This is a genomic window from Winogradskyella sp. ABM4_392 (genome assembly GCF_056160445.1).
In genome coordinates this window covers 142,610-169,365 of record NZ_JBSWXE010000003.1, presented here as the reverse complement: position 1 = coordinate 169,365, position 26,756 = coordinate 142,610, and the positions used below count along the sequence as shown (strand labels likewise).

15 protein-coding genes are annotated in these 26,756 nt (G+C 35.0%); 2 read left to right on the top strand and 13 right to left on the bottom strand.

Translation table 11 applies throughout. The annotated features are described in order from the left end of the window. Positions 1-48: 48 nt before the first annotated feature. Positions 49-1,212 carry a THUMP domain-containing class I SAM-dependent RNA methyltransferase gene (locus ACXAFS_RS09430; protein WP_475306568.1) on the top strand — a complete coding sequence of 388 codons (1,164 nt, stop codon included), beginning with the start codon at positions 49-51 and terminating at the stop codon, positions 1,210-1,212. On the opposite strand, the gene ACXAFS_RS09425 is transcribed toward ACXAFS_RS09430, so the two are convergent. From ACXAFS_RS09425 to ACXAFS_RS09365, 13 genes are all read right to left on the bottom strand, one after another. After that, positions 1,209-1,778, bottom strand: coding sequence for a DUF4136 domain-containing protein (locus ACXAFS_RS09425; RefSeq protein WP_475306567.1), 570 nt, complete (start codon positions 1,776-1,778; stop codon positions 1,209-1,211). The genes ACXAFS_RS09430 and ACXAFS_RS09425 overlap by 4 nt on opposite strands. An 80-nt stretch (positions 1,779-1,858) precedes the next feature. Next, positions 1,859-2,662 carry a class I SAM-dependent methyltransferase gene (locus ACXAFS_RS09420; protein WP_475306566.1) on the bottom strand — a complete coding sequence of 268 codons (804 nt, stop codon included), beginning with the start codon at positions 2,660-2,662 and terminating at the stop codon, positions 1,859-1,861. A 45-nt stretch (positions 2,663-2,707) separates the two neighbouring features. Then, the gene (locus ACXAFS_RS09415; RefSeq protein WP_475306564.1) at positions 2,708-3,181 is read right to left on the bottom strand and encodes a hypothetical protein; all 474 of its coding nucleotides are present in this window, start codon (positions 3,179-3,181) and stop codon (positions 2,708-2,710) included. 26 nt (positions 3,182-3,207) lie between these two features. After that, entirely contained in the window at positions 3,208-3,480 is a 273-nt protein-coding gene (locus ACXAFS_RS09410; protein WP_475306563.1) for a DUF202 domain-containing protein, read from the bottom strand. Next, entirely contained in the window at positions 3,481-5,091 is a 1,611-nt protein-coding gene (locus ACXAFS_RS09405) for a class I SAM-dependent methyltransferase (RefSeq protein WP_475306561.1), read from the bottom strand. Positions 5,092-5,176: 85 nt separating this feature from the next. Next, positions 5,177-6,004, bottom strand: a complete 828-nt coding sequence (ppk2, locus tag ACXAFS_RS09400; protein WP_475306560.1) for a polyphosphate kinase 2 — start codon at positions 6,002-6,004, stop codon at positions 5,177-5,179. Beyond that, entirely contained in the window at positions 6,004-6,858 is an 855-nt protein-coding gene (gene ppk2 / locus ACXAFS_RS09395) for a polyphosphate kinase 2 (protein ID WP_475306559.1), read from the bottom strand. The genes ppk2 (ACXAFS_RS09400) and ppk2 (ACXAFS_RS09395) overlap by 1 nt, the downstream gene beginning before the upstream one ends. A 138-nt stretch (positions 6,859-6,996) precedes the next feature. After that, positions 6,997-9,408: an alpha-ketoacid dehydrogenase subunit alpha/beta gene (locus ACXAFS_RS09390; protein WP_475306557.1), complete on the bottom strand. Its 2,412-nt coding sequence runs from the start codon at positions 9,406-9,408 to the stop codon at positions 6,997-6,999. A 155-nt stretch (positions 9,409-9,563) separates the two neighbouring features. After that, complete coding sequence (locus ACXAFS_RS09385) at positions 9,564-12,410, bottom strand: gluzincin family metallopeptidase (RefSeq protein WP_475306556.1); 2,847 nt, start codon at positions 12,408-12,410, stop codon at positions 9,564-9,566. Continuing rightward, positions 12,407-13,681, bottom strand: coding sequence for a T9SS type A sorting domain-containing protein (locus ACXAFS_RS09380; protein WP_475306554.1), 1,275 nt, complete (start codon positions 13,679-13,681; stop codon positions 12,407-12,409). Before ACXAFS_RS09380 ends, ACXAFS_RS09385 begins: the two co-directional genes overlap by 4 nt. A 21-nt stretch (positions 13,682-13,702) precedes the next feature. Further along, a complete protein-coding gene (locus ACXAFS_RS09375) occupies positions 13,703-14,389 on the bottom strand; it encodes an LOG family protein (RefSeq protein ID WP_475306553.1) in 687 nt (228 codons plus the stop codon). 48 nt (positions 14,390-14,437) lie between these two features. Then, entirely contained in the window at positions 14,438-17,266 is a 2,829-nt protein-coding gene (uvrA, locus tag ACXAFS_RS09370; RefSeq protein WP_475306552.1) for an excinuclease ABC subunit UvrA, read from the bottom strand. A gap of 196 nt (positions 17,267-17,462) precedes the next feature. Further along, positions 17,463-20,150: a T9SS type A sorting domain-containing protein gene (locus ACXAFS_RS09365; protein WP_475306550.1), complete on the bottom strand. Its 2,688-nt coding sequence runs from the start codon at positions 20,148-20,150 to the stop codon at positions 17,463-17,465. A 554-nt stretch (positions 20,151-20,704) separates the two neighbouring features. On the opposite strand from ACXAFS_RS09365, the gene ACXAFS_RS09360 reads away from it, so the two are divergent. Continuing rightward, complete coding sequence (locus tag ACXAFS_RS09360; RefSeq protein WP_475306549.1) at positions 20,705-26,755, top strand: PKD domain-containing protein; 6,051 nt, start codon at positions 20,705-20,707, stop codon at positions 26,753-26,755. The last annotated feature ends 1 nt before the right edge of the window (position 26,756 follow it).

The window sequence follows — 26,756 nt, the reverse complement described above, 5'->3', positions numbered from 1 at the left end:
TACGTGCTGCAAAAATAGTTTAAATTTGCAATCTATTTGACGTGTTATATGGACAATAATTTCAAAATGGTAGCCAAAACCTTATTTGGCTTTGAAGATATATTAGCTAAAGAACTCACTCAGCTTGGAGCAATGCAAGTAGAAAAGGGTGTTAGAAACGTGAGTTTTGTTGGTGATAAAGGTTTTATGTACAAAGCTAATATGGGACTTAGAACAGCTATAAAAATTTTAAAGCCTATTAAATCTTTTAGAGTTGCCAGAGAGGAAGATCTATATAACAACGTAAAGAACATTAAATGGGAAGATTACTTAAAGTCTGATGGTTCTTTGGCTGTTGATGCTACGGTACATCATAGTGTTTTTACACATTCTAAATACACAGCTTTAAAAACCAAAGATGCTATTGTAGATCGTTTTAGAGAGCAAGATGGCAACAGACCTAATATAGATTTACGATTTCCAGATTTAAAAATTAACGTGCATATAGATCGTCAACGCTGTACAATTTCATTAGATACTTCTGGTGAGTCCTTACATAGACGAGGCTATAAAACAGCAACTAATATTGCTCCAATAAACGAAGTTTTGGCAGCAGGATTAATTATGATGAGTGGATGGGATGGTCAATCCGATTTTATGGATCCTATGTGTGGTAGTGGTACTATTCTGGCAGAAGCAGCTATGATTGCATGTAACATTCCGCCAAACTTAATGCGTAAGGAATTTGCTTTTGAACGTTGGGAAGATTGGGATGTTGATTTATTTGAAAAGATTGAAGAATCTTTGTTGAAGAAAACTAGAGATTTTCATCATAAAATAATAGGTTATGATAAATCTCCTTCTGCTGTAAAAAAAGCAAAAGAAAATATAAAGAATGCGCATTTAGATGAGTTTATTCATATACAGCACGAGGATTTCTTTAAAACTCAAAAAGCAGGTTCATCTAAATTACATATGGTGTTTAATCCTCCGTATGGCGAGCGTTTAGAAAATCTTAATGTAGAAGAGTTTTACGGTAATATTGGCACCACGCTAAAACATGGTTACCCAAATACTGATGCATGGCTGGTAACCTCTAACCTCGAAGCTTTAAAGTACATTGGTTTGCGACCATCTCGAAAAATAAAAGTATTTAACGCAAAATTAGAATCGCGCTTAGTTAAATACGAAATGTACGAAGGCAGCCGAAAAGCCAAAAAACAAAACGATTAAAGCTCTTTTTGTTCATCAGGATTGCGACCTACTTGCGTTTTTGGGTAGGTATCAAACAAATCTTTAACCAAACCATCGATGTATGGTATCAGTTTTTTTTCTGGTTTGTTTAACTCACACAACACAGAAGCATGCCATAATACCTTATTGGTTTCAAAATCGGCAACATACACAATGAGTGTTTCCTCTTCGTAGGTTTCCTCATGTATGGTACAACTTTCCCAATATTCTAAATGTTTAGAATGCTCACAGTTTTCAAACTCTACGGTTTCTTCGCTGATGATAATTCTAAAACCAGCTTGCAATTGTGGATTAAGAACATTGGTTTTATGTGCTTTATTTTCCATTTCTAAAGCAACAGCATCACCAATGGTTTGTCTTACCAAATCGTTATCTAGTTGTGGATAGTTAAGATGCTCAACAGTAAAATCCTCAATACAGAGTACGTAGGTATCATATTGGTTAAAATCCACATCTAAGTTGTAGTCGTACACCACTTCGCTTGTTGCAGCACAATTAAAAAGTAGTAGTAATAAAAATCCCGAAATTATTGAATAAACTCTCATAACGCAGTAATTTAGAATGTTCTTAAAGTTCTAAATTCTACATCACAATTACTATGACATTTGTCAAGTTTAAGAGTATGTTACGGCTTTCTGATAATCCAGATGTCTTGTGGTACCCAAGATTTTGTGTCTGAAGTCAATTGTATGTGTTCTAAAACAGTCGTTGCTTTAAATAAATTTTTAACAAATACCTTTGGGTGAAAAGCGGCATAAGTTCTGTGGCCTTCTTTAATACTGCCTCTAACCACTAACTTACCTTGATTGTATTCTGAAAGTTCAGCCTCAGTTAGCTTTACTTTAAAATTGTCTCCATGCATGGTTAATAGCATAATACCATTTGGTTTTAAGATACGAAGTAATTCATTAAACCAATCGTAATGCATTTGCTCTGAGAGGTGTGTAAAAATTGAAATACCATAGATAACATCCATTGAATTGTCTTCGTATGGTAGTTTTGCTTCTAATTCGTTTTTATTAAACTGTATGTTTGGCAAGTTTTTAGAGCACCAATCTATTGAGTTTTTATTGTAGTCTGTTGCAAAGAATTGGCAGCCATTATTAATAACTTCTGGCATATGCCTAACAACTCTGCCTGGTCCACAGCCCCAATCTAAAATGTTTTTATCCTTTAATTCTATGTGTTTTTTAAAGTATTCTGATAGGGTTTTTGCCATGTTTTGTCCACCATTATAGTATTTGTCATAATTCATTTGGAATGACTCATACATTAAATAATCTGGTGGAAGTACAACGTCTGGATGTGCTTTTTTAAACTGAGCGTTAGCTTTTCTGTTTTTGAATTTTTGAATGCGAAATCTAATAAGATCAGCAACGTAGATAAGATTGAGTTGCCTTAATAGGTTAGATAATTTCGCTTTATTCATTTTTGATTCTATAAAATTTGAAGGCAAATATAGTGTATTGAAAAATTACCGTAGTGCTTCTAATAGCAAATTATAATCGTATTGTAAATCTTCATGAAGTACACTTATTTTTTTCTTTAAAGCCAGAGTTTGTCTTTGGTATAGATTACTCAATGTTCTGTTTCTATGTATGGATGGTCTAAGCTCGTTTAGTTGCTCACAAAAGTAGAGTAGGAGCTCAACTTCAGTAGATTTTTTGTTAGAATATCTACTGTATACCCTAATCTGACGCAAAATCTTCCGGATGGTTTTTTTCATGTAGAAGTAACTATCTGTATTTATACCATCAAACAATTCATCTAATGAAGATTTTACGCTTGCAACGTAACCATCTTCATCATGTGCTTCGAATAATAAATAGGTGAGTAGTGCCTTATTCTCTTTTTTAAACTTACCAAGACGAAGACAAAGTTCTAGTAAATCTTCTTTTGGTAAGTGCTTAAGCTCTTTTTTTATGGTAACGATAGATTCTATCTTCATTTAGAGATAATCTTTATAAAGGAATTTTAATAGTGTTTTCTAATGGTACGTTTCACTCTAAATAATCGATAAACACCTATACTTAGAATAAAAGCAGAGACAATGATGAGAATAATACCATAAGATTTTAAATCTGAAAAGAACTCGAGTTTTAAAATAGTGACTCCTGTACCGAGGATTACCAAAAATGTTCTGAAGTAAGCTAAAAAAGTACGTTCGTTAGCAAGCTTAGTGCGTTCAATCGCAAGCCAGTCGCGAGTTATTAATGGTTTGTTTTCGTCTTTATTAATTTCTGACATTTAATCTTTTCCTTTTAATAAATTAATACTTACAGTTGCTAGTTCGCTATCAGGAAATTTAGCAAAGTGCATATCATCTGGCGTTAGGCCTGCTTTTTCTGCGATGTTTCTAAACACATCAACTTCTACAATGTATTGGTCACTGTAACCATGAGTGGCATCATAAGCTGTAGCTGCAGTTTTACCAATATTTTTAGCTGTTAGAGAAGGAGCAATGGTATGTAATTCTATGATTAACAAGCCAAATTTATCAACATAAGGCTTCCATTTGCTGAGATGTTCTAGTAATGATGCTTCCACATCATTATTGTTTAAACGATTACCAGCACTAGCATATGCGCCTGTTGATGTGCTAATAAAATCATATTTGTTGTTTGGTGCTTCCCAAATACGATTGTGGTCTAAGAAGGTTCTAACGTTGAGTAAATCTTTGAGATCTATATTGTAGTCTTCTTTTAAATCTGAAGCTAAAAGATCTGGTCTTCCGATGTCTCCCCAAATTACCTTGGCCCAAATGTCGGCAGCAATCAGGTTGGCTCTAGTAACCTTTAAAGCCGCTTTGTTAAAATCTGCTCCAACCAAAAACAATGGATGGTCATCTAATAGTTTTCCTCGAAGGGTTTGTTGCTCAATAATATTAAAAATATGCTCTATAAATGCACCATTACCACAACCCATATCTAAAATGCCTTTTGGCTGAAGGTCAATAGGTCTGTTAAATAAATCGATGATCACCTTGTCTATAACTTTGAAGTACGTGGCATGAGCACCACCACTTCCCCAAACATTCATTTCACGATGTACGTGTTTTTCAGTATCATTTGGTGAATCTGTTTTAAGTACTAATGGATTACCAAAAATGAGTTCGTCTAGTTGCAAAAATGTTGGTAAATAAGATACGGTTACACCATAGGCACTTGCACGTTTTGCAAAAAAGAGGCCTTTGTCTGTAAATTGATATGTGTCTCGTTTCTTTTTAAACCATCCTAGATGTGAAAAGAAATCAAGAATCTTTTTAAAGCTTTCAGGATCTTTATGGTATTCTTCAGCGGTAAAAGAAGCTTCCATAAAATACTTGTGAAATAATCCGTTAACACCTAATAAAACAATGATAGGTCCTGCAATGGTGCCTTCAATATGTTTGTAGATTTGGTATTCTATTGAAGTTTCATCCGAAATGTCTAGACCAAAGTTATTTTCAAACTTTTTAAAAATGCGTTCTAATGCAATAAACGCATCTGTACTTATCATTTTTTCAGTTGCAAACCTATCAGAATAGCGCAATAGGTTTACTGCGTCTTCATAAAGATGTACCAATTGAAATGCTGCCTCTGACTTTTCGTTGGTAGCGTATGTTATTGTATTGTCTTTATTACTGAGGTCTTGCTCTAGCCAGCCTTGAGAACACAAAACTCTAAGTGCAACATTAAGGTAGCCTTCATTAGCATCAAAAATGTCAGAGAGTGATTTTAAATTAATAGATTTTTTTTCTAAGATATAGGCTAGAATTTGCTTTTTGTACAATGAAAATGCTGAAGTTGCTGTAGCAATACCATCTAAATGACGAAAAATTATACCTCTTAGTTGAGATTTATCTGACTTTGTTAGCATGAAGACTTTTATTATTATTTAAATATAAAAAAACCATCATAAAAATGATGGTTATAGCTATGTATTTTAAAATACAATAAGATTACTACTCATTTAAAATTGATCGTATTGTTCTAGGCCTTACGGTTTCTAAATCTTTGGTTTCGTATGGTATCATTTTTAAAATGTACTCAAAAGCTCTAATTCTAGCATTTGTTTTTCTGTTGGCCTTAATAACCTTCCAAGGTGCATGTTCTTGTGTTTTTTCAAACATAAGTTCTTTGTATTTAGTATAGTCATCCCATAAAGCTAAAGCACGTCTGTCTACATCGCTGTATTTCCATTTTTTAGTTGGAGTATTTATAATATCATTGAAACGACGCTCTTGTTCAGCTTTTGTAATAGAGAAATAAAGTTTTAGTAAGTAAATACCAGAGTCTTGTATCATTTTTTCAAATTCATTAACCTGAGACATAAATACCTCGTATTGCTTTTGTGTACAGAAACCATTAACAGGCTCTACAACAGCTCTATTATACCAGCTTCTATCAAAGAATACGATTTCTCCGTTGTTTGGCAAACGGTTTATGTAGCGCTGAAAATACCATTGACCTACTTCTGTTTCGTTTGGTTTTGGTAAGGCAACAACACGTATGGCTCTTGGTGGTAAATGTTGAATAATGCGTCGAATAGCACCTCCTTTTCCGGCAGCATCTCTGCCTTCAAACAAAATCACAATTTTTTTGTTATTGGCTACAACCCATTGTTGAAGAATGAGCATTTCTTCCTGAAGTTTTTCTAGACGTTTTTCGTATTTAACATTTCTTACCGTTTTGTTGATGTCTAAATGCCCTTGTCTTAGCAAAGCGCCTAAGCCTTTCTTAGTATTGATAATACTTAATTCTTTTTCGGATAAATTTCTTAATGGACTCATTATTGATCTAATTGAATTGAGTTTCTAAAATAACGTTGTACAATGTTTGGGTCTGGTAATATAGACTTGTAGTTGTTTCCCTTATTGTCGTAATCAAATAAACTAAGCACATACTTAATACTCTCTATTCGTGCTCGTTTTTTATCGTTTGATTTAATGATTACCCAAGGTGCAAATGCATTATGCGTTCTCGAAAACATTTGGTTTTTATATGTTGTAAATTCATCCCACAGCTCTTGGCCTTTTTCATCAACAGGACTAAATTTCCATTTTTTTAAAGGATTATTTAGTCGACTTTCAAAGCGCCTTTGTTGTTCTTCTTTAGATACCGAAAACCAAAATTTTATGATGTGTGTGCCAGATTCGTAAAGCATGTGCTCAAATTCTGGTACCTGAATCATAAATCGATTATATTGTGTTTTGTCACAAAATCCCATTACAGGCTCTACCACAGCTCTGTTGTACCAACTTCTATCAAAAAATACAATTTCGCCTGCATTTGGTAGCTCTTTAATGTAACGATTAAAGTACCATTGTGTTTTTTCGACTTCCGTAGGTTTATTCAATGCGACAATACGCATTGCTCTGGGATTTAAATGCTCTTTAAAGCGTTTTATGGTTCCTCCTTTGCCAGAGGCATCACGTCCTTCGAAAATGATAGCGATTTTTTTATTTTCTTTTTGAACCCATCTTTGAAAATCAACAAGTTCAGCCTGTAACAGAAGTAGCTCTTTTTCATATTCGTATTTCTCTAAAGCAGTTTGAAACAACGGTTCTTCTGCTTTATGTTTTTCTAAGTACGAAATTATGTCTGAGTGTTTTCTAAAAGTTGTAAGTGTATCTTGTGTTAGCATGCATTTAATTTGATATGGTGAATATCAAATTTAAACTTTAGTAAGTAGAAATTTTATGATATATATCATTAGGTTATTTGCAAAATAAAAGCCTTTCAAAAAATGAAAGGCTTTGTAAATTTTAAATGCTACGTTAATCTATCTTAACTTCGGAAAATCATGAGGGTTTGTCTCATGCATTACACCATAAACAGCTTCAAAAATATCTTCTACAGATGGTTTAGAGAAATAATCGCCATCTGTGCCATATGCTGGTCTGTGAGGTTTAGCAGCTAACGTTTTTGGTTGGCTGTCTAAATACTGATAAGCGTTTTGTTCATTTAATATTTGATCCAAAATATATGCTGAAGCACCACCTTTTACATCTTCATCAATAACCATAACACGATTAGTTTTTGCAATACTCTTAACAATGTCATGATTTAAATCGAAAGGTAATAAAGATTGTACATCTATGATTTCGGCATCAATACCAACCTCTAGTAATTCTTTTGCTGCCTGCTCAACTAAACGCAGTGTAGAACCATATGACACAAGTGTAATATCTTCCCCTTCCTTAATAATTTCTACAACTCCAATAGGTGTTTTAAACTCACCAATATTACTTGGCATTTTTTCTTTTAAGCGGTAACCATTAAGACATTCTACGATAAGAGCAGGTTCATCACTTTCAAGAAGTGTGTTGTAAAAACCAGCAGCTTTGGTCATGTTACGAGGTACTAAAACATGAATACCTCTAATGAGGTTAAGAATACCTCCCATTTGAGAACCAGAGTGCCAGATACCTTCTAGTCTATGACCTCGTGTTCTTATGATTAATGGTGCTTTTTGGCGACCTTTGGTTCTGTATTGTACAGTAGCCAAATCATCACTCATTATTTGCAGAGCGTAAAGTATATAATCTAAATACTGAATCTCAGCAATTGGTCTTAGACCTCTCATAGCCATACCGATGCCTTGACCTAAAATTGTAGCCTCTCGTATACCAGTATCAGAAACTCTAAGCTCACCAAACTTTTCCTGTAAACCTTCTAGGCCTTGGTTAACATCGCCAATATGTCCTGCGTCTTCACCAAATACTAAAGCTTCAGGATAATTGTTGAAAATGGCTTCAAAATTATCTCTTAAAATTACGCGTCCATCAACTTCTGTAGCATCAGCATTGTAAGTAGGTAATACTTCCGATTGATACTCAGCTTTTAACTTAGACTCACTATATAAATGAGAACTATATTTAGGTTGAATCTTCTCTATATAATTATTTATCCAATCTTGGAGTGCAATTTTTTCATTTGATGTTTCTGAAATGACATAACGCAATGCTTTACGTGCAGTTGACAAAATATCTTTACGAATAGGTTCATCAATAGCATTTAAATCATTCTTTAATTTTGATATAAAGACACCGTTTGAACTCGATTTTTCCAAGGCTTCTAATAATGATACAACCTCAGTTTTTTCAACTTTCATTGGGTTAATAAAGGCTGACCAAGCGGCTTTTTTACCATCTCTTACAGCTTTTTTTACTTCCTTCTCTAATGTAACCAGTTCTTCATCTGTAGCAATATTATTGTCAATCATCCATTGACGCATCTGAGCGTTACAATCGTACTCAGCTTCCCATGCTAAGCGTTCTTCGTTTTTATAACGCTCATGAGAGCCTGATGTAGAATGTCCTTGAGGTTGGGTGAGTTCTTGTACATGAATCATGACAGGTACGTGCTCTTTTCTGGCAACTTTTGCAGCACGTTGGTAGGTATCTATTAATTCGGCATAATTCCATCCATTTACTCTAAAGATTTCATACCCATTAGTATCCTCATCTCGTTGAAAGCCTTTTAGGATTTCAGAAATATTTTCTTTTGTTGTTTGATGTCTTGCATGAACCGAAATACCGTATTCATCATCCCAAATACTAATAACCATTGGTACTTGCAGTACACCTGCAGCATTAATGGTTTCAAAAAACAAGCCTTCACTTGTACTTGCGTTACCTATAGTTCCCCAAGCAATTTCATTTCCTTCTTTAGAAAAGTTAGTTGTGTCTATACCTTCGACATTTCTGTAAATTTTAGAAGCCTGTGCTAAACCTAATAATCTTGGCATTTGACCAGCAGTAGGAGAGATATCTGCGCTAGAATTCTTTTGTTCTGTTAGATTCTTCCAATTCCCATTTTCATCTAAACTATGTGTAGCAAAATGTCCTCCCATCTGGCGACCAGCAGACATTGGCTCTTCGCTTAGATCTGTATTTGCATATAGGCCTGCAAAGAATTGCTCTATCGTTAATTCTCCAATAGCCATCATAAACGTTTGGTCTCTGTAATAACCAGATCTAAAATCACCATTTTCAAACGCTTTTGCCCATGCAATTTGTGGTACTTCTTTTCCGTCACCAAAAATCCCAAACTTAGCCTTACCAGTTAAAACTTCTCTACGACCTAGTAGACTACACTCTCTACTTGTTACTGCAAGTTTGTAATCATTGATTACTTCTGCTTTAAAATCTTCGAAAGTTATTTCTGTTTTTGTGTTAGGATTTGTTTTCATATTGGCCGAATATTAAGCACTACAAATGTACTAAACATAGACCTTTTGTGCAATAGCTAAAAGGTGGATAATTTTAAACAATCCTTAATGAAATTGTGTTTTTGTTAGATTTTATTCAAAAAAAATCAAAAAATTAACATTTCAATAAGAATATGTTAATACCATTTACGTCTAAATAGACCTAGAAGTACTTGGGGATCTACAGTAATAATAAATCGAATTCTTTCACCATAATTTGGTTCTGCAATTTCCCAACCAAGATTAGAATATATTGGAAAGTATAACTCAAAATAGTCTTCAACTAAATTTAGTCTTACACCAGAATCGTAAACAAAATGAGCGCTGTCAAATTTATTCTTAACCAGCCCAATGTCACCATAGGCTTGTATGTATCTCCAGATTGAGGTGCTAAAGTTTGCTGTGGTCATCCATTGGTTTGCAAAAGGTGTTTCTAACATAGATTTAAAACCACCTTCTGTTATAATTAATTGTTGACTGAACAAACCAGCAGCTTCAGAACGACCTAGATAGTTTAAGTCGAATAAGTAATCAGTTGGTCTATCTAACGCAAAACTAAAATAGTTAGAATTTGGATCTGTATCGTTATTTAAGAATATACCAGCAAACAGTCTTAAGTTGATATTTCTGTTGCTCTTAGTTAATTTTCTAAACTCATAACTTGCTGAGATTTTACTAAAATTACTTGCAAGTTGTAAATCTGTGCTAAAACTTGAGAAGTTGATTCTTCCAGGGTTGAAATGTGTGTATCTCAGATTAAAAACACCGTAATCTGGTTCGTCAATTTCTACGATGGCATTCTCGCCAACGTCTCTTGTTATACTAACATATCTAGCTGTTATATTATCTACTTGGTCAGCTCTAAAATCATCATCATCTCTAAACCTAAGTGTAAGCGATGGTCTTATTCTTGTAAAGAAGGCATCTTCAGCAAAAGATTGATAGCCAGCAGAAATCCCATAAGTGATATCAAATAAGTTCTTGTTTTCTATATTATGAGTATAAAAAATAGAAGTAGAGCCTGTTAGTGATTTAGATTTTGTGGCATATTGAGGCGAAAATCTATAATTAAGACGCTTTCTTAATATGGTTTTGTTATAAATCTTAGTCCCAAGTGTTAAACCATCATAAATGTTATTAAATTCTACTAAAGGCATAAAAAACACCTGGTTGTAGTACGGGTCTTCAATGTCTTTAAATAGCCTGAATTGTAAAGGTTTGTTGCTAAAAAATGAACCGTTAATGGCTTTATAATTATCACGTTGATTAAACTCAGGTATTACATTATTATAGTCTAAGACAAACTTCTCTATATTATCTTTAGGTAGACTTATAGTTTTTGTACCCTCAATATTTTCTACCCATTGTTTTCCTATAATAGAATCATTATTAACGCTAAATAATGAAATAGGCATGTTATTATTACGCTTGTTTTTAACGGTAACTTTTATAGAGTCTTCTGTTGTTTCAATATGTTTAATTTTAAAATCGATTTTTTTACGCGTGCCAATGTAATCGGTAAAAAACCAATCAATATTTCTTGATGTTTTATTGTTTATAAAATCTTCAAAATCAGCTATATTTATATCTTGTTTGAGCTTATTTTGTTTTAGGAATTCTGTTATTGTCTTAGATAAATCTATGTCGTCTGTAAATTTATCTAAATAGTTGAGCCCAACACCAGCCTTATATTTTCCTGCTATGTTGGCATTAAACTTAATTAAGGAATCTTTAGATGTAGTTAATGGCTGATCTCTGTTCTTCCTCGCAATTTCCATTGAATATAAAAAATACTGAAAATTAAAGTCTACATCTGCAGCATGAAAAGCTCTAATTCCCCAAACATTGGCTAAAGTTCCAAGTAATTTCATATCTGGATAATATTCTTCTACATACTTTATCATGAAGTAAATTTGAAGACCATCAGACAGCCAGTGTTCTTTTCTAGGGTTTAGTAACAAAATATTATCTATATATTTTTTTAATGCACTTTTTAATAATTTTAATTCATATTGAAACTGGTCTGGAAATGGTCTTAAGAAATCCGGTAACTGATTAAGTCCATACAACGGATTTTTGTTGTAGTCTATTCTAGAAACTAATAATATTTTGTGAGGATATTGGCCTAAATTTTCAGTAAGAAAACGAGCAATTTTGTCAGTTAAAATAGCTTTGTCGGGTCCTGGCAAACCTCTTTCGTTAATGTTTGATACTAATATTAAATCATCAGTTTGTATTGAGCGAAATAAAGGAAACTTTTGAAGTGCTAAGTAGGTATCTGTTCGGTCTTTACCAAAATAGACTGTAGTTTGTCTTTTGATCTCTGTGTTTATATTAAAGGACAAGAGGTCTAACTCAGAAGTTGGTCTATAATTCAAAGGGTGCTCAATGGTAATTTTAACGTCAGATTTTGGGATGAATAAATCATCTAGGTTTTTGTTACTGTAATAGTGCCATTTCCCATCAAATACAGCAGGTGTGATATACCAGTATTTAAGTTCAAAATCTCTGTTTTTTGTAAAACCATAATCTGTAAATGTCGCATCTGGTAATACTAAAATATAGCTGAGATTTATATTGTAAGATTCGCCTGGTAAAACGGTTTTCTCTAAATTAACCTTTAAAACATCTGGATGTTCATCTAAATACCCAAAGTTAAGATCTGTTTTATCTGTATTATCTGTAATGCTAGTAATTAGTGTAAAACCACGTTGTTCGCTTTTGGCAAGGTGGAATTTGGTACTAAATTCTTCTTCAAATCGTTTGGCTAAGGGTGTAGATTTAGAAGAGTAGCTGTTATTCCAATCGTGTAAATATATTTCGTTAAGACTATCATTGGTTTTGTTCTTATATAAAATAGTTTGGGATATGGTAATAGTCTTTGTTTCTACATCTACGTTTGCATTAACGTCAATAAAGTTTTGCCCATACAATGATGTACAAAAAAGTATGAATATAAATGATATGAAAAATCTTTTAATCAATGCGAAACAACAAATTTAAGGGCTTTAGAGTTTGGTACGGAAAACCTAAGAAAGTAAACACCTTCACTAAGGTTAACTATATTAAATGTTTGATTTTTATTGGAGTTAGTTTGAAGAACTTCAACTAATTGACCTAAATTATTATAAATATATAGAAGTTTATTGAATAGTTGAGGTTGTTTGATGTAAATACTTAATTTTGAATCAACTAATGTATTGCTAAGAACTATATCTTGAGATTTTAGCGAGTGGTCATTGGTTGAAAGGGTAACATCAGCTTCTAGAGACAGTGTTACGGGCAAATGATCACTAAAATTATGTAATGAGTCTCTAATTTGTTGTGAAAACTCTGAGTTTACATCACCACAATTTGAAGAATTAATAGCACTATTATAACAGGAAGTTAGTCCATTATTTCCATATACCTGATAAGAATTGGGCACATAAGTAATATCTGCAGTACTAATCATGTTTTCTGATGTTAAAATAAAATCAAAACGATCATCAAAACCACCAGTTGTACCACCTAATCCAGTCTGTGTTCTTGTAGATTGGGTAAAGACATCTAGATAACTAGTGTTGTTATGCCAACTTCCGATTCGGTTTGGTGGATCTACAAATGTAATATTGTCACTAGAATCTATGAGCTCTTGAAAAGCAGGCTCTGAAGATGTATATAAATTAAGATCACCACCCAAAAGAATGTTGGAGTCTGATGGTAATGTTTCTAGGTATGCATCTAGTTCGGTTACCATCTCAAAACGTCTTTGAGCGTTTGTTGTACCGCTCGAAGCCTTTAGGTGACAAACAATAACATAAACGTCAATTGGGTTGGTATCTTGGTCAACAGTATCTAATCGTACTCTATAAACATTAAAGTCTCTCAGGTCTGTAGGTACAATAATTTCTTCTTCAATACTGAACTTTGAACTATTGTAATACAATAAATTCTGAAGGTCGTTTTGATTTCCAAAATTATCATCTGAAGTGTTAGAAACATATGTTGCCATCTCAAAATTTGGATCTATTGCTGTTCTTGTAATATTAAGAACGCTATTGGCACCAGTAATGTTATTGAGTTCGCAAACTAAAAATAAGTCTGGTTGGTAATCCCCTAAAATGATAAACAAGTCTTGTTCGCGTCCTTGCACAGCATCTTCCAAGGGATAATTCAGCAAGTTGTAGAACATAACCTTGAAAGTTTCTTGTGCAGAAACATTAATAATGCTTATTAATCCGAAGATTAAGAAACTTATTTTTTTCTTTTTCATAGACTATAAAAATAGAAAAAATTAGAAGTTTGGACTTAATCCGTATTCTTTATAGAATTTATTTAAGATATCTATAACCTCATCAGATGAGTCTACCAAATGAATTAAATCTAAATCCTTAGGGCTAATATTTCCAGCTTCTAGCAAAGTAGTCTTTACCCAATCAAACAATCCGCCCCAAAATTCTTTTCCAACTAAAATAATAGGAAACGTTTCAATTTTGTGAGTTTGTATAAGTGTGATAGCTTCAAAAAGTTCATCTAGCGTACCAAAACCTCCTGGCATTACAACAAAGCCTTGAGAATATTTTACAAACATTACCTTGCGCACAAAGAAATAGTCAAAGTCTAAACTCTTATCATTATCTATATAAGGATTATCATGCTGCTCAAAAGGTAATTCTATATTTAAACCAACAGAGGTTCCGCCTGCGATATGAGCACCTTTATTACCAGCTTCCATAATACCTGGTCCACCACCTGTAATAACACCGTAGCCGTGTTCAACAATTTTTTGAGCCACATCCACAGCTAGTTGATAATATTTATGGTCTGGTTTGGTACGTGCAGATCCAAATATAGAGACACAAGGTCCTATTTTACTTAGCTTTTCATAACCATTTACAAACTCTCCCATGATTTTGAAAATTGCCCATGAGTCATTGGTTTTTATTTCATTCCAGCCTTTGTGTTTGCTTTCTTTTCTCATATTATATATTGATGTCTTTTTATTAGTTTATTGATGCACAATATAGTGTTATTTCAATTCCTTCTTCAAAAATTTTGCTGTATAGCTGTTTTTGTCTTTTATTATTTGCTCTGGAGTGCCTTTAGCTACAACTTGTCCACCACCTTTTCCTCCTTCGTATCCAATATCGATGATGTGGTCTACAGTTTTAATAACATCTAGATTATGTTCAATGATTAAAACAGTATTTCCTTTGTCTACCAGTTTATTTAGAACTTTCATTAATACTCTAATGTCTTCAAAATGAAGTCCTGTTGTGGGTTCGTCTAAAATGTAGAATGTATTACCTGTGTCGCGCTTACTAAGTTCGGTCGCCAATTTAATACGTTGCGCTTCACCACCAGAAAGCGTTGTGCTTTGTTGTCCTAAGGTAATGTAACCTAAACCTACATCCTTAATGGTTTTTAGTTTTCGATATATTTTAGGAATGTGTTCAAAGAAGTCTACAGCTTCTTCTATAGTCATATCTAAAACATCACTTATAGATTTACCTTTATATCTGATTTCTAATGTTTCACGGTTGAATCGCTTACCTTGGCAAGTTTCACACTCTACATATACGTCTGGTAAAAAATTCATTTCTATAACACGCAATCCACCACCTTGGCAGGTTTCGCAACGACCACCAGCAACATTAAAACTAAAGCGTCCTGGTTTGTAACCACGAATCATGGCTTCTGGGATTTGAGAGAATAGCTTACGTATTTCATCAAATGTTTTGGTGTATGTTGCAGGATTACTTCTTGGTGTTCTGCCAATTGGCGACTGGTTAATGTCTATAACCTTATCTATTTGCTCTAAACCTTTGATGCTTTTGTATGGCATCGGTTTTTTAACTCCATTGAAGAAATGAGCATTTAAAATAGGGTAGAGAGTCTCATTGATTAAAGTAGATTTACCACTTCCTGAAACACCAGTAACTCCAATCATTTTTCCTAATGGAAATTCTACATCAACATTCTTTAAGTTATTACCTGTACAGCCTTTCAGAACAATTTTGTTACCATTACCTTTTCGTCGTTCTTTTGGGATTTCAATTTCTTTTTTGCCACTTAGATAGTCAGCGGTCAAAGTATCATGCGATAGTAGCTCTTTCGGAGTACCTTCACTAATAATCTCACCACCATGCTTTCCTGCAAAAGGACCAATATCAATGACATGGTCAGCACGTTCTATCATGTCTTTATCGTGCTCAACTACAATTACAGAATTCCCAACATCTCTTAGAGATTCTAACGAATTGATTAGCTTTTCGTTATCGCGTTGGTGAAGGCCAATACTGGGTTCATCTAAAATATAAAGTACTCCAACAAGTTGCGAACCAATTTGTGTTGCCAATCGAATACGTTGAGCTTCTCCACCAGAAAGTGATTTAGAGCTGCGATTGAGAGTTAAATATGTTAAGCCTACATCTAGTAAAAACTGCGTACGCGCTTTTATTTCTTTTATGATTTCTTCAGAAATTTTACGTTGCGTTTCAGAAAGTCTGTTTTCTAAGCCTTTTAACCATTCAGCTAATTCTACAACGTCCATTTTTACAAGGTCAGCGATACTTTTACCATCAACCTTAAAGTAGAGTGATTCTTTACGTAAACGAGACCCTTCGCAAACATCACATTCTACTTTATCCATATATTCTTTAGCCCAACGTACCAAAGATGTAGAATCTGATTTATACTGGTTTTCAATAAAACTGGCTACACCTTCAAAATCTATGTTGTAATCTCTAGTCACACCAAGTAGTTTACTTTCTACAGCAAATTTGTCTTTACCACCATATAAAATCATTTGTTTCGCTTCCTCAGGAATGTCTTTCCAAGGGTCGTTTAAAGTAAAGTCGAAACGTTGTGCTATAGTATGAAACTGCTTAAAAATCCAGCTTTTTTTCTCAGGACCATGTGGTGCTAAGGCACCATTTTTTATGGATAAGTTTTCATCTGGCACTAATTTTCTTTCATTAACCACATAGAGCTCACCAATACCATTACAGTTGGGACAGGCACCTTTTGGTGAATTAAATGAAAAGTTATTAGGCTCTGGATTAGGATATGAAATTCCAGAAGATGGACACATCAAATTTCGGCTAAAATAACGTGGCTCATTGGTATCTTGGTCTATGACCATTAATACATCTTCACCATGATACATCGCAGTATTGATAGATTCTATAAGACGTTTTTCGTTGTCTTGAGAATCATCAATCTTTAAGCGATCTATGACGATTTCTATATCGTGTGTTTTGTAGCGATCTAGTTTCATGCCTTTTTCAAGGTCTACAATCTCACCATCGGTACGTACTTTTACAAAGCCTTGTTTAGCAATTTGTTCAAAAAGTTCACGGTAGTGTCCCTTTCGAGAACGAATGACAGGAGATAAGATATTAATGCGCTTGCCATTATAGGATTCTAGTATAAGATCTTTAATCTGCTCATCGCTGTAGCTTACCATCTTTTCACCGGTTTCATAACTGTATGCATCAGCAGCTCTGGCAAACAGAAGACGTAGAAAATCATAAATTTCAGTTATGGTACCAACTGTGGATCGTGGCGACTTACTAGTTGTTTTTTGTTCTATAGCTATAACAGGAGAGAGGCCATCTATTTTATCTACGTCTGGACGTTCTAGGCTTCCTAAGAACTGTCTTGCGTAAGCAGAAAACGTTTCTATGTAGCGTCGCTGTCCTTCAGCATAAATGGTATCGAATGCTAGAGAAGACTTACCACTACCCGAAAGCCCAGTAATCACTACCAATTTTTCTCTTGGTATGGTAATATCAATGTTTTTTAGGTTGTGAACACGTGCACCTTTTACTTCAATAGACTCGTCGAAATGGCTCATAGATGGTTATCGCTTCTTCTTTAATTCTAGCAAAGTTGCAAAGGTACAATTTTTAGATGTTAAATTGATATGAAGGTTATGTGCATAATGTTGGTCTCGAATATATTGAGCACTAATGTTGTGGTATTAAATAGAAAAGTCGGGATAATCATCCCGACTTTCAATATCTGACTAACAAGGTTTGTTTTCAGTGGCATTAATTCTTTATAATTTCTTTTACTAATGTTGAATCCTTGTTGTTTATTTTTATGAAATACATGCCGTTTTGTAGCCAACTAAGATTGATTTCAGTTTTACCAATTTCAATTTGCCCATTTTTTATTAATCTACCATTTATATCAATTATTTCATATTGACTTGACAATCTAGAATTAACCGTAAGGATATCTCTCGTTGGTATAGGATATATAGAAATTATTTCCGTTAATGAATCTACATCATCTGAGCTAAGGGTGTCATCTATAATTACTTCACCTACAGTAGGCGGTGTAGTTGAAACATCAACATTATTTTCGTCTGAGATTACCACTCCAGTAAATGCGATGGGGTAGGTAGTATTTACAGTAGAAGACTCAATAAAAATAGGCAGATCTAGAATATTTCCAGTGCCTGCGGATACTAATGCATTTGTTAATGAAAATATAAGGACTCTATAAGTTTGTGGCGCTATCTCTTGAGCAGTCACTGTAAAGCCGTTAAGACGAGGTGTCATTCCGATACTTGTAGGATTAAAAGTAAATCCAGTTGGTAAAACAAAATCAAACTGTGCGCCTTTTACAATATTGTCATTATACAAATCAATTGATAATGTCTGGGATGTGTTTGAGGCAAATGCACCATTGTTCAAGGTTAAATAGTTATTCCCTCCAAGCAAGCTAGAATTATTTTCTATGCTTGGTCTAGAGCCTAATATAATATCTTGAATTGCTAAAACATCTAAGATATTGATGGTATCATCAGCATTAAGGTCTACAAGATCATAATAGAAAACAGTTGGTGGGTTTCCAAAAATGTAATCTACAGTACTTAGGATATCTAAAACATTAACCATCTGATCTCCATTGGCATCTCCAGGTGGACTGTTTATTACAGTTATGGACCCATCTAATGGACATGATGTTGTAACATCAGTATTGCTTACATCAGACAATGTTACGTTAGTTATGGGAATTGTGTATGTGCCGGGTGTCACAGTCGCTCCAACCAATGTTGGAAATGATAAAATAGCTACATTACCTACAGGTATAGTGTCGGTTGATAAGGAAAAACCTATTACTCTATAAGTGTTTCCGCCAACATTTGCACAAGAGATATTAAAACTCACAGGAATTCCTATGTTGGTAATATCAACAGGATTAAAGATAAAATCGGCTGGGAATGTTATATCAAACTGAAACCCTTTTATAATATCCGTATTATCTAGTACAACTTCAAAATTAGATTGCACACCTACAAATCCATTAGCATCTTCAAGAGTAACGCAATTGTATGCAAAACTACTACAATCTGTACTAAAACTGGTTTGTGGATCTTTGTTTGTCCAATTGGTGTCACTCCAGGTTACATCTTCTACTTCTACGCAAAATAAATTTGGATTTGAGGTAATATCAAAATTAGCTGTACTGATATTTTGATTAGCAAAAGGACTATTGTTTAGTATAAGAGATGATAAATCATTATTGTTTGCTAAAACCAGAAACGTATCTATATTGCTAGATAAATCTAAAGTAGTTAGCATATTAAAAGAACAATCAATACTTTCTAAAATTAAATAAGTACTTAAGTCTAAAGAAGTCAATAAGTTGTTACTACAGTTTAGTTTTAAGTCAGAACTACCAAAATTTGTACCTAATGTTAAATTAGTTAATTGATTATCATTACAGTCTATATTTTCTAGAGAATTTAAGCTAGTTAAGTCTAGACTAAGTATATTGTTATAAGAACAATCTAGCACTTCTAATCCACCGAGGCTACTTATATCTAAGGTGGTTAAGTTATTATCAGAACAGTCTAAAACAAAAAGACTTGTAAAATCTTCAATACCTGTTAAATCACTTATACTTTCATTACTAACATCTAAAAATGAAAGTGAACTAATGTCGCTAGTTAAAACCTTTCCGTTAATTGTACCATCACTATCTATACCTTGGGTAATTAGGGATTGCTCAAAATTATTATCAGGTATTTGAGTCATAGTACAGTCTAAAGTGAATCTTGTTTGTGGGTCTATGTTGGTCCAATTGGCAGTGCTCCAAGCCACATTTTCAACTTCAATACAGCAGAGGTCTGGGTTGTTGGTTGTATTAAAATTTGCATTACTAATATTCTGATTAGCGAAAGGACTATTGTTTAATATTAAGGATGATAGATTGTTATCGTTAACAATAACTGTATCTGTATCAATATTATTTGATAGGTCTAAGGTTGTTAACATATTGAATGAGCAATTAATCTCATACACGATTAAGTAAGTACTTAAGTCTAATGAGGTTAATAAATTATTGCTACAATTTAATACTAGGTCTTCAAAGCCGAAATTTGTGCCCAATGTTAGACTTGTTAATTGGTTATTTTGGCAGTAAATAGTTTCAAGAGAGTTGTTTGCACTCAGATCCAAGGCTGTTAAATTGTTGTCAAAACAGTCTAAACCCATCAATAATCCAAGATTACTTAAATCTATACTGGTTAAGTTATTGTCAGAACAATCTAAAAAGAATAAATCTTCAAAATCTTCAATTCCTGTTAAATCGTTAATTCCTTGGCTACTTACATCTAAAAAACTAAGTGTATTAATATCAGAAGTTGGCACTTGTCCATTAAGAACACCGTCACTATCGATTCCTTGATTTAGTAGTGCTTGTTCGAAATTTGGATCAGGGATCAAAGTTTGACTGTAAGTAAAATGCGTAAAAAGTAAACAAAATAATAGCAAGACATTGTTTTTCATCGGTTGGTGAATTAAAGAATTAATATAAAGTAAGGAAAGGAAGGAGATGTATTTAAAGGTCAGTAAATCAGTTGTTTGCACCTAATAATCACGATGTTAGGTATATTTAATCGATAAACGAATTCAAAACGTATTATTTATCAAACTTTTCTTTATACCTAGTTATGGTGAGTATATAAAGGCTAAATGTCCAAGAAAGACAATGTTTTTCTGTAAGAAAAAACGATGTTTTACCCGAATTAAACCCGACTTAGACCCGAGATAGGCCAAAATTATATCCTTGTTAGCCCATCTGTAAAATTGTAAGCAATTCTAAATTTAGATATCCCTTTTATTGGGTATGGTTTTATACTAAGCTTATAACTAATTTAGCATTAAAGTGTTACCGTTTAAAGAAATTATAGTTATCTAAACGAAAAATAACGGTTTAGATATTTCATGCTATGTATTTTTTTCTATTTTAACCTTTGATAATTAGCTATTAATCAATTATGAGATATCATAAACGCCATGCCTTTGCATTGCTTTTTTATTTATGTATAGGTATCGCTGCCGCTTATAATATATCTAATGTTTTTATAACGGATCAGCCCAAATCTAAAGTAGTATTACCTCCTTCGGCAAGTATTTCTGGTACGACCACAGTTTGCCTAAATGAGACACCGCAACCTATAATTACGTTTACCGGTTCTGATGGTGATGTGCCTTATACTTTTACCTACACTTTAAATGGTGGTGCTAATCAGACGATTACTACAACAGGCACAAATGATTCTGCGACCTTACCTGTAAATACAAATTTAGCAGGCACATACATCTATGAATTAATTTCCGTGACAGACGCTAATAACGATACGGAAACTATTAATGATACTGCAACTGTTACTGTTGCTAATCCACCAACTGTTAGTTTTACTTTTAATAATGGAGATTGTTCTGCAGATGGTGTCAATTTTAATGCCACAGCATCAGGTAATGGGCCTTTTACATACAGTTGGTCTTTTGGTGACGGTACTACTTCAACCGATGAAGATCCTTTACATATCTACGATGCTTTTGGTTGTGGGTTTTCAAACTATACAGCAACATTAGACGTTACGGATGCCAATGGTTGTACTGCTTCCGTTTCAGAAACCGTGAATGTGGAACAGCGTCCAGATTTAAGTTTTGAAGATTTAGATGCACAATTTACTCCACCTTTTGATAATTGTGGTAATAATACTGTGGATCCTGCATATACTATTAATGTTGGTAATACTTCAACATCCACAGCTTGTATTACATCTTATGATATCGATTGGGGAGATGGTACATCGGAAACTAACGTTACATTTCCTTTATCGCATACCTATGCTAATTTGGGATCCTTCAATATGGTGATTACTGGTTATGGTGATAGTGGGTGTAATGCCACAGAAACCATTTTGGTTAAAAATTCAAGTAATCCTATAGGTGCTATTATAAGTCCAGGTAACACGGTGAATTTATGTTTACCAGCTAATGAGCTTGCATTCGCCATTGGTTCTTGGGGACCAAATCCTCCCGATACGACTTATTTTGTAGATTATGGTGATGGTACACAGGCAACATATACGCAAGATGATTTAATAGCTGCTGTAGCTAATTACGATCCTAATAATCCGGAATTGGCGGATCCTTTTCCAATTCCACATGAATATACCGAATCGAATTGTCCAAATCCGAATTATACCATAACCTTAATCATTGCTACCTCTTGTGGAGAGACCGTATTAACGGCAGGACCCATCATTATTTTGGCGCAACCTGAGGTAGATTTTGAATTTGAGAGTCCGAGTTGTGTCAATACACCAGTACAATTTACCAACCTTACCGAAGGAGGTTTTGGACCCAATTGTGTCACACAAGCAGCACATAATTGGGATTTTGGTGATGGTAATACTTCCAATTTAGAAAATCCAATACATACTTATACATCGCCTGGTACTTATACAGTGACTTTAACAGAAGAAAACTTTTGTGGTATATCCGAGCCTGTGGTTAAGACCATTTGCATAGAGCCAGATTTGGTTGCAGATTTTTCTTTAGATAGTAATGATGGCTGTATTCCTTTTGATGTTGTAGCAACTAATACTACTGACTTATCGCAGTCTTGTGGTGGAGAAACATATTTATGGGAGGTGACATATGCTTCTGACTTTTGCGGTACATCAGCATCTTGGGGTTTTACAAATAATACAGATGAGACCTCTGAAAATCCATCGTTTCAATTTTTAAATGCAGGTATCTATATTATAAGCATGACGATTACCAATACGTGCGGTGATTTTACAACCACTCAGCAAATCAATGTAAAGCGTCCACCAGTAGCTAGTATAGATCCTATCGCTGATGCCTGTGGTACTGCTAGTTTTAATCCTTCAGCTATGGTGACTACCTGTGCACCAACTACAGACACAATAACCTATAGTTGGTCTTTTCCTGGTGGTACACCTGCAACATCTAATCTCTTAGATCCAGGAACGATTAGCTACACGACACCAGGAAACTATACAGTAACGTTTAGCATTACCAACGCTTGTGGTACTGCTTCGGTCACCGAAGATTTTTCAGTCAATGAAAGCCCAACGCTAACCAATACCGATTTTGATCAAACGTTGTGCTCTGGTAATGACAGTAGTGCCATAGTGCTTACGTCAGATAATGTGAATACGACTTATACATGGACGTCTAACAATCCAGCAGGTCTTACAGGCTTTATTCCAAATGGAACCGGAGATACTATTCCGGCACAAACGCTTATCAATACCTTAGGTACACCCATAGATTTAATATATACGGTAACACCAGATATTAATGGTTGTGTTGGTCCATCCGTAAATTTTACAATAACTGTAGAGCCAGCTCCTTTTATTGATGTACAGCCACAACCCGAGACTATTTGTCTTAACGGTATACCAAATGATTTAAGCGTGAGTTATCAAGGTACAGGCACACCAAATTACCAGTGGTATGTGAATACCGTAAATGACACTACTACAGGTACCGCTATAGCTGGTGCGACATCGGCAACATACATACCACCAACAGATAGTATTGGTACCTTATACTATTATGTGATTATTACGTTTACAACAGGAGATTGTAACGAAATTATTTCCGATACAGCTGAAATTACAGTAGAAGCTGTTGCGCAAATCGATACCGAGCCTATAGCTACACAATCCATTTGTATTGGAGGTTCCTCAGATGAACTTTCGGTCAGTATCACTGGAGGTGCGGGAACGGTAAGTTACCAATGGTTCAGTAATACAGCTAATACCAATACAGGAGGCACTGCGATAGCAGGTGCTACAGCGGCCAGCTATACACCACCTGTTTTTACAACTGCAGGAACATTTTATTACTATGTTGAGGTGAGTTTCACAGGTAGTGGATGTTCAGGGTTAGTGAGTGCTGTTGCTGAGGTTATTGTGGTTGATGATCCAGACATTACGAGTCCAGATTTTGGAATGCAAAGTGTTTGTCAGAATACCAATGTCAATCCTTTAGACGTTCAAGTGTCTGGTGGATTAGGGACTATTTCTTACCAATGGTATATCAACACCGTAAATGATACAACGACAGGCACACCTATCGCAGGTGCGACAGCAGCGACATATACACCACCTTCAGATGTGGTGGGTACATTTTACTATTACTGTATTGTAACCCAAGATGTGTCAGGTTGTGAGGTGACGAGTTCAGTCGCCACAGTTGAGGTCACTGCAGCTGCTCAGTTTACGACGCAACCGCTTTCTGATGAGTTGTGTTTAGGAGATACCACAGCAGCGTTGAGTGTGGCTTACACTAATGGCACAGGTACACCGAGTTACCAATGGTATGAGAATACCGTAAATGATACGACAACAGGTACAGCCATTGCTGGAGCAACAACAGATACATATCAGCCTGTAGTAGATACTGTGGGTACAACCTATTACTATGTTATCATTACGTTTAACACAGGAGGCTGTTCTGAAATTATTTCCAATGTTGCTGAAATTATTGTGAATAATACTCCAAGTATAGCTGATGGATCTGTCTTAATCTGTAGTGGCAATACGTTTGAATTTGTACCAGAAACTATTGCCAGTAATGTGGTTCCGTTGGGGACGACGTACACCTGGTCTGATCCTGTGGTAAATCCTGCTGGTAGTATTACAGGTGCATCAGCACAACCCACAGCAAGTGCAACTATTTCTCAATTTTTAGAAAACACGACGGTTAATCCAGCAACAGTGACGTATACGGTTACACCAGATGCCAATGGTTGTATTGGTGCTGATTTTGAAGTTGTGGTAACAGTTAACCCTTCAATTTCGGTGGCTTCAACAGTGTTTAACAATAGTTGTTTCAATTCAGATGATGCTTCTATTGCAATTACCATTACGGGTGGAGTGCCTTTTACTTCAGGGAATCCCTATCAAGTGAGTTGGACTGGCCCAAACGGTTTTGCTAGTACTGCAACAAGCATTTCAAACTTGGAAGCAGGAACATATACTTTAGATATTTTGGATGATGGTGGTTGTCCGTATAATGAAAGCTTTACGATTACCGAACCTGATGAACTTGTTTTTAGTGCCGTTAATTTCGATCCAGAAACCATATCTTGTTTTGGTGCCAATGATGGCGAGATTAGTATTGACATCAACGGAGGTACTGAACCTTATGTATATAACTGGACACGCAATGGCAATCCATTTTCTAATGATGAAGATTTAAGCGGTTTAGAAACTGGTACGTATGCTATTACGGTAACCGATGCCAATAATTGTGGACCAATCAGTTCAACTTTTGTAATTGAAGAACCGCCATTATTGGATGTGACTTTACAAAGTCAGACGAATGTCATTTGTTTTGGTGATGCTACGGGAGCTATTGAGGTTTCAACCGTTGGTGGTCGACCAGATTATACTTATAGTTGGATAGGACCCAATGGTTTTACCAGTACGTCACCCAACATCACAGATTTGTTTGCAGGTCCTTATGAATTAACTGTAACCGATAGTTCTGATTGTACAGATACGTTAAGTGTTACGATTATTCAGAATGATCAAATCACTATCGATGTCACCACTACTGAGTTAGAGTGCTATGGCGACAATGATGCGTCTATAACCATTAATAATATTTCAGGAGGTGTAGCGCCTTATGATGTGGCTTGGAGTAATTTTGGTACAGGTATGAGTCAGACCAACCTTTCCGCAGGCACGTACACCATTACCATTACTGATGCTGAGGATTGTGTGCGTGCCTTCCCAATTGTTATTGATGAAGCGCCAATTTTTCTTATCGACCCTGTAGTGACACAGATATCCTGTGCTGGAGAAGATGATGCCAGTATTGTACTTAATTTTCAAGGAGGTTTAGACCCTATTACTGTGGTTTGGGACGATGATGCTTCTGCAGGAGTAGAGCGTAATAATTTAGCGCCAGGCACCTATAGTGTTACTATTACTGATGGTACTCCTTGTGTGATTCAGGAAAGTTTTACCATTTTTAATGTCTTACCCTTACAATTGTCTGCCAATGTTACTGATGCTTTAGATTGTGATGATCCCAACAGTGGTGCTATCAACCTATTAATTCAAGGCGGTACACCACCATTCTCGGTATCTTGGTCTAATGGTGCTACTACGGAAGATTTAGCAGCTATACCACCAAATACTTATGTGGTTACGGTAACAGATGCTAATGCTTGTAGCATCGAAGGTAGCTGGGATGTTAACCGTTTTGAGCCTTTGACTTTGGATGTGGATACCCAATCTGAAGTAGATTGTGATACCAAAACCGTGAACCAAACCTTTGTGGCTATGGCCAGTGGTGGAGTACCACCATTTACCTATAACTGGTCTAGTGGTACTGTGAGTGGTGCTAATAACGAACTCATGACTACCGATGCCGATGGTTTGGTGCTGCTTGAAGTCACGGACGCACAAGGTTGTACGACCAATTATAGTCTTAATGTGGATATTCCTGTGCTTGGTGATCCAGATTTTGAGGTGTCTTCTTTTGGGTTTAGCAATTTTGGTATCTACTCAATTTCAGATCCTATTAGCTTTACCAATTTGGCTACTGGTGATTATCTCAGCGTTTTATGGGACTTTGGTGATGGTAGTTTTTCTGGAGAGGAAAACCCAACCCATACCTACAGTGCTGTAGGTTCATATGTGGTTACACAAACCGTGACGTATCCTTTTGGTTGTGTGTATGAGCGTGTCATTACTTTGTATGTAGAAAAAGGTTATAAATTGATAATGCCAGATGCCTTTACACCAAACGAGGATGGTATTAATGATTTCTTTGGGCCAGTATATGAAGGGCTCAATAGTTTAGAATTAAATATTTACGATACTTGGGGCAGTCTGATTTACACTGAAGACGATGCTAATTTTACGGGTTGGGACGGGAAGATTAATGATGAGGTTGCTGAAAACGGCAATTACTATTACACCTTTAGTGCTAAAACCTTTTACGGTAAAACCATCACAGCCCAAGGCGCCTTTGTATTTATAAAATAAA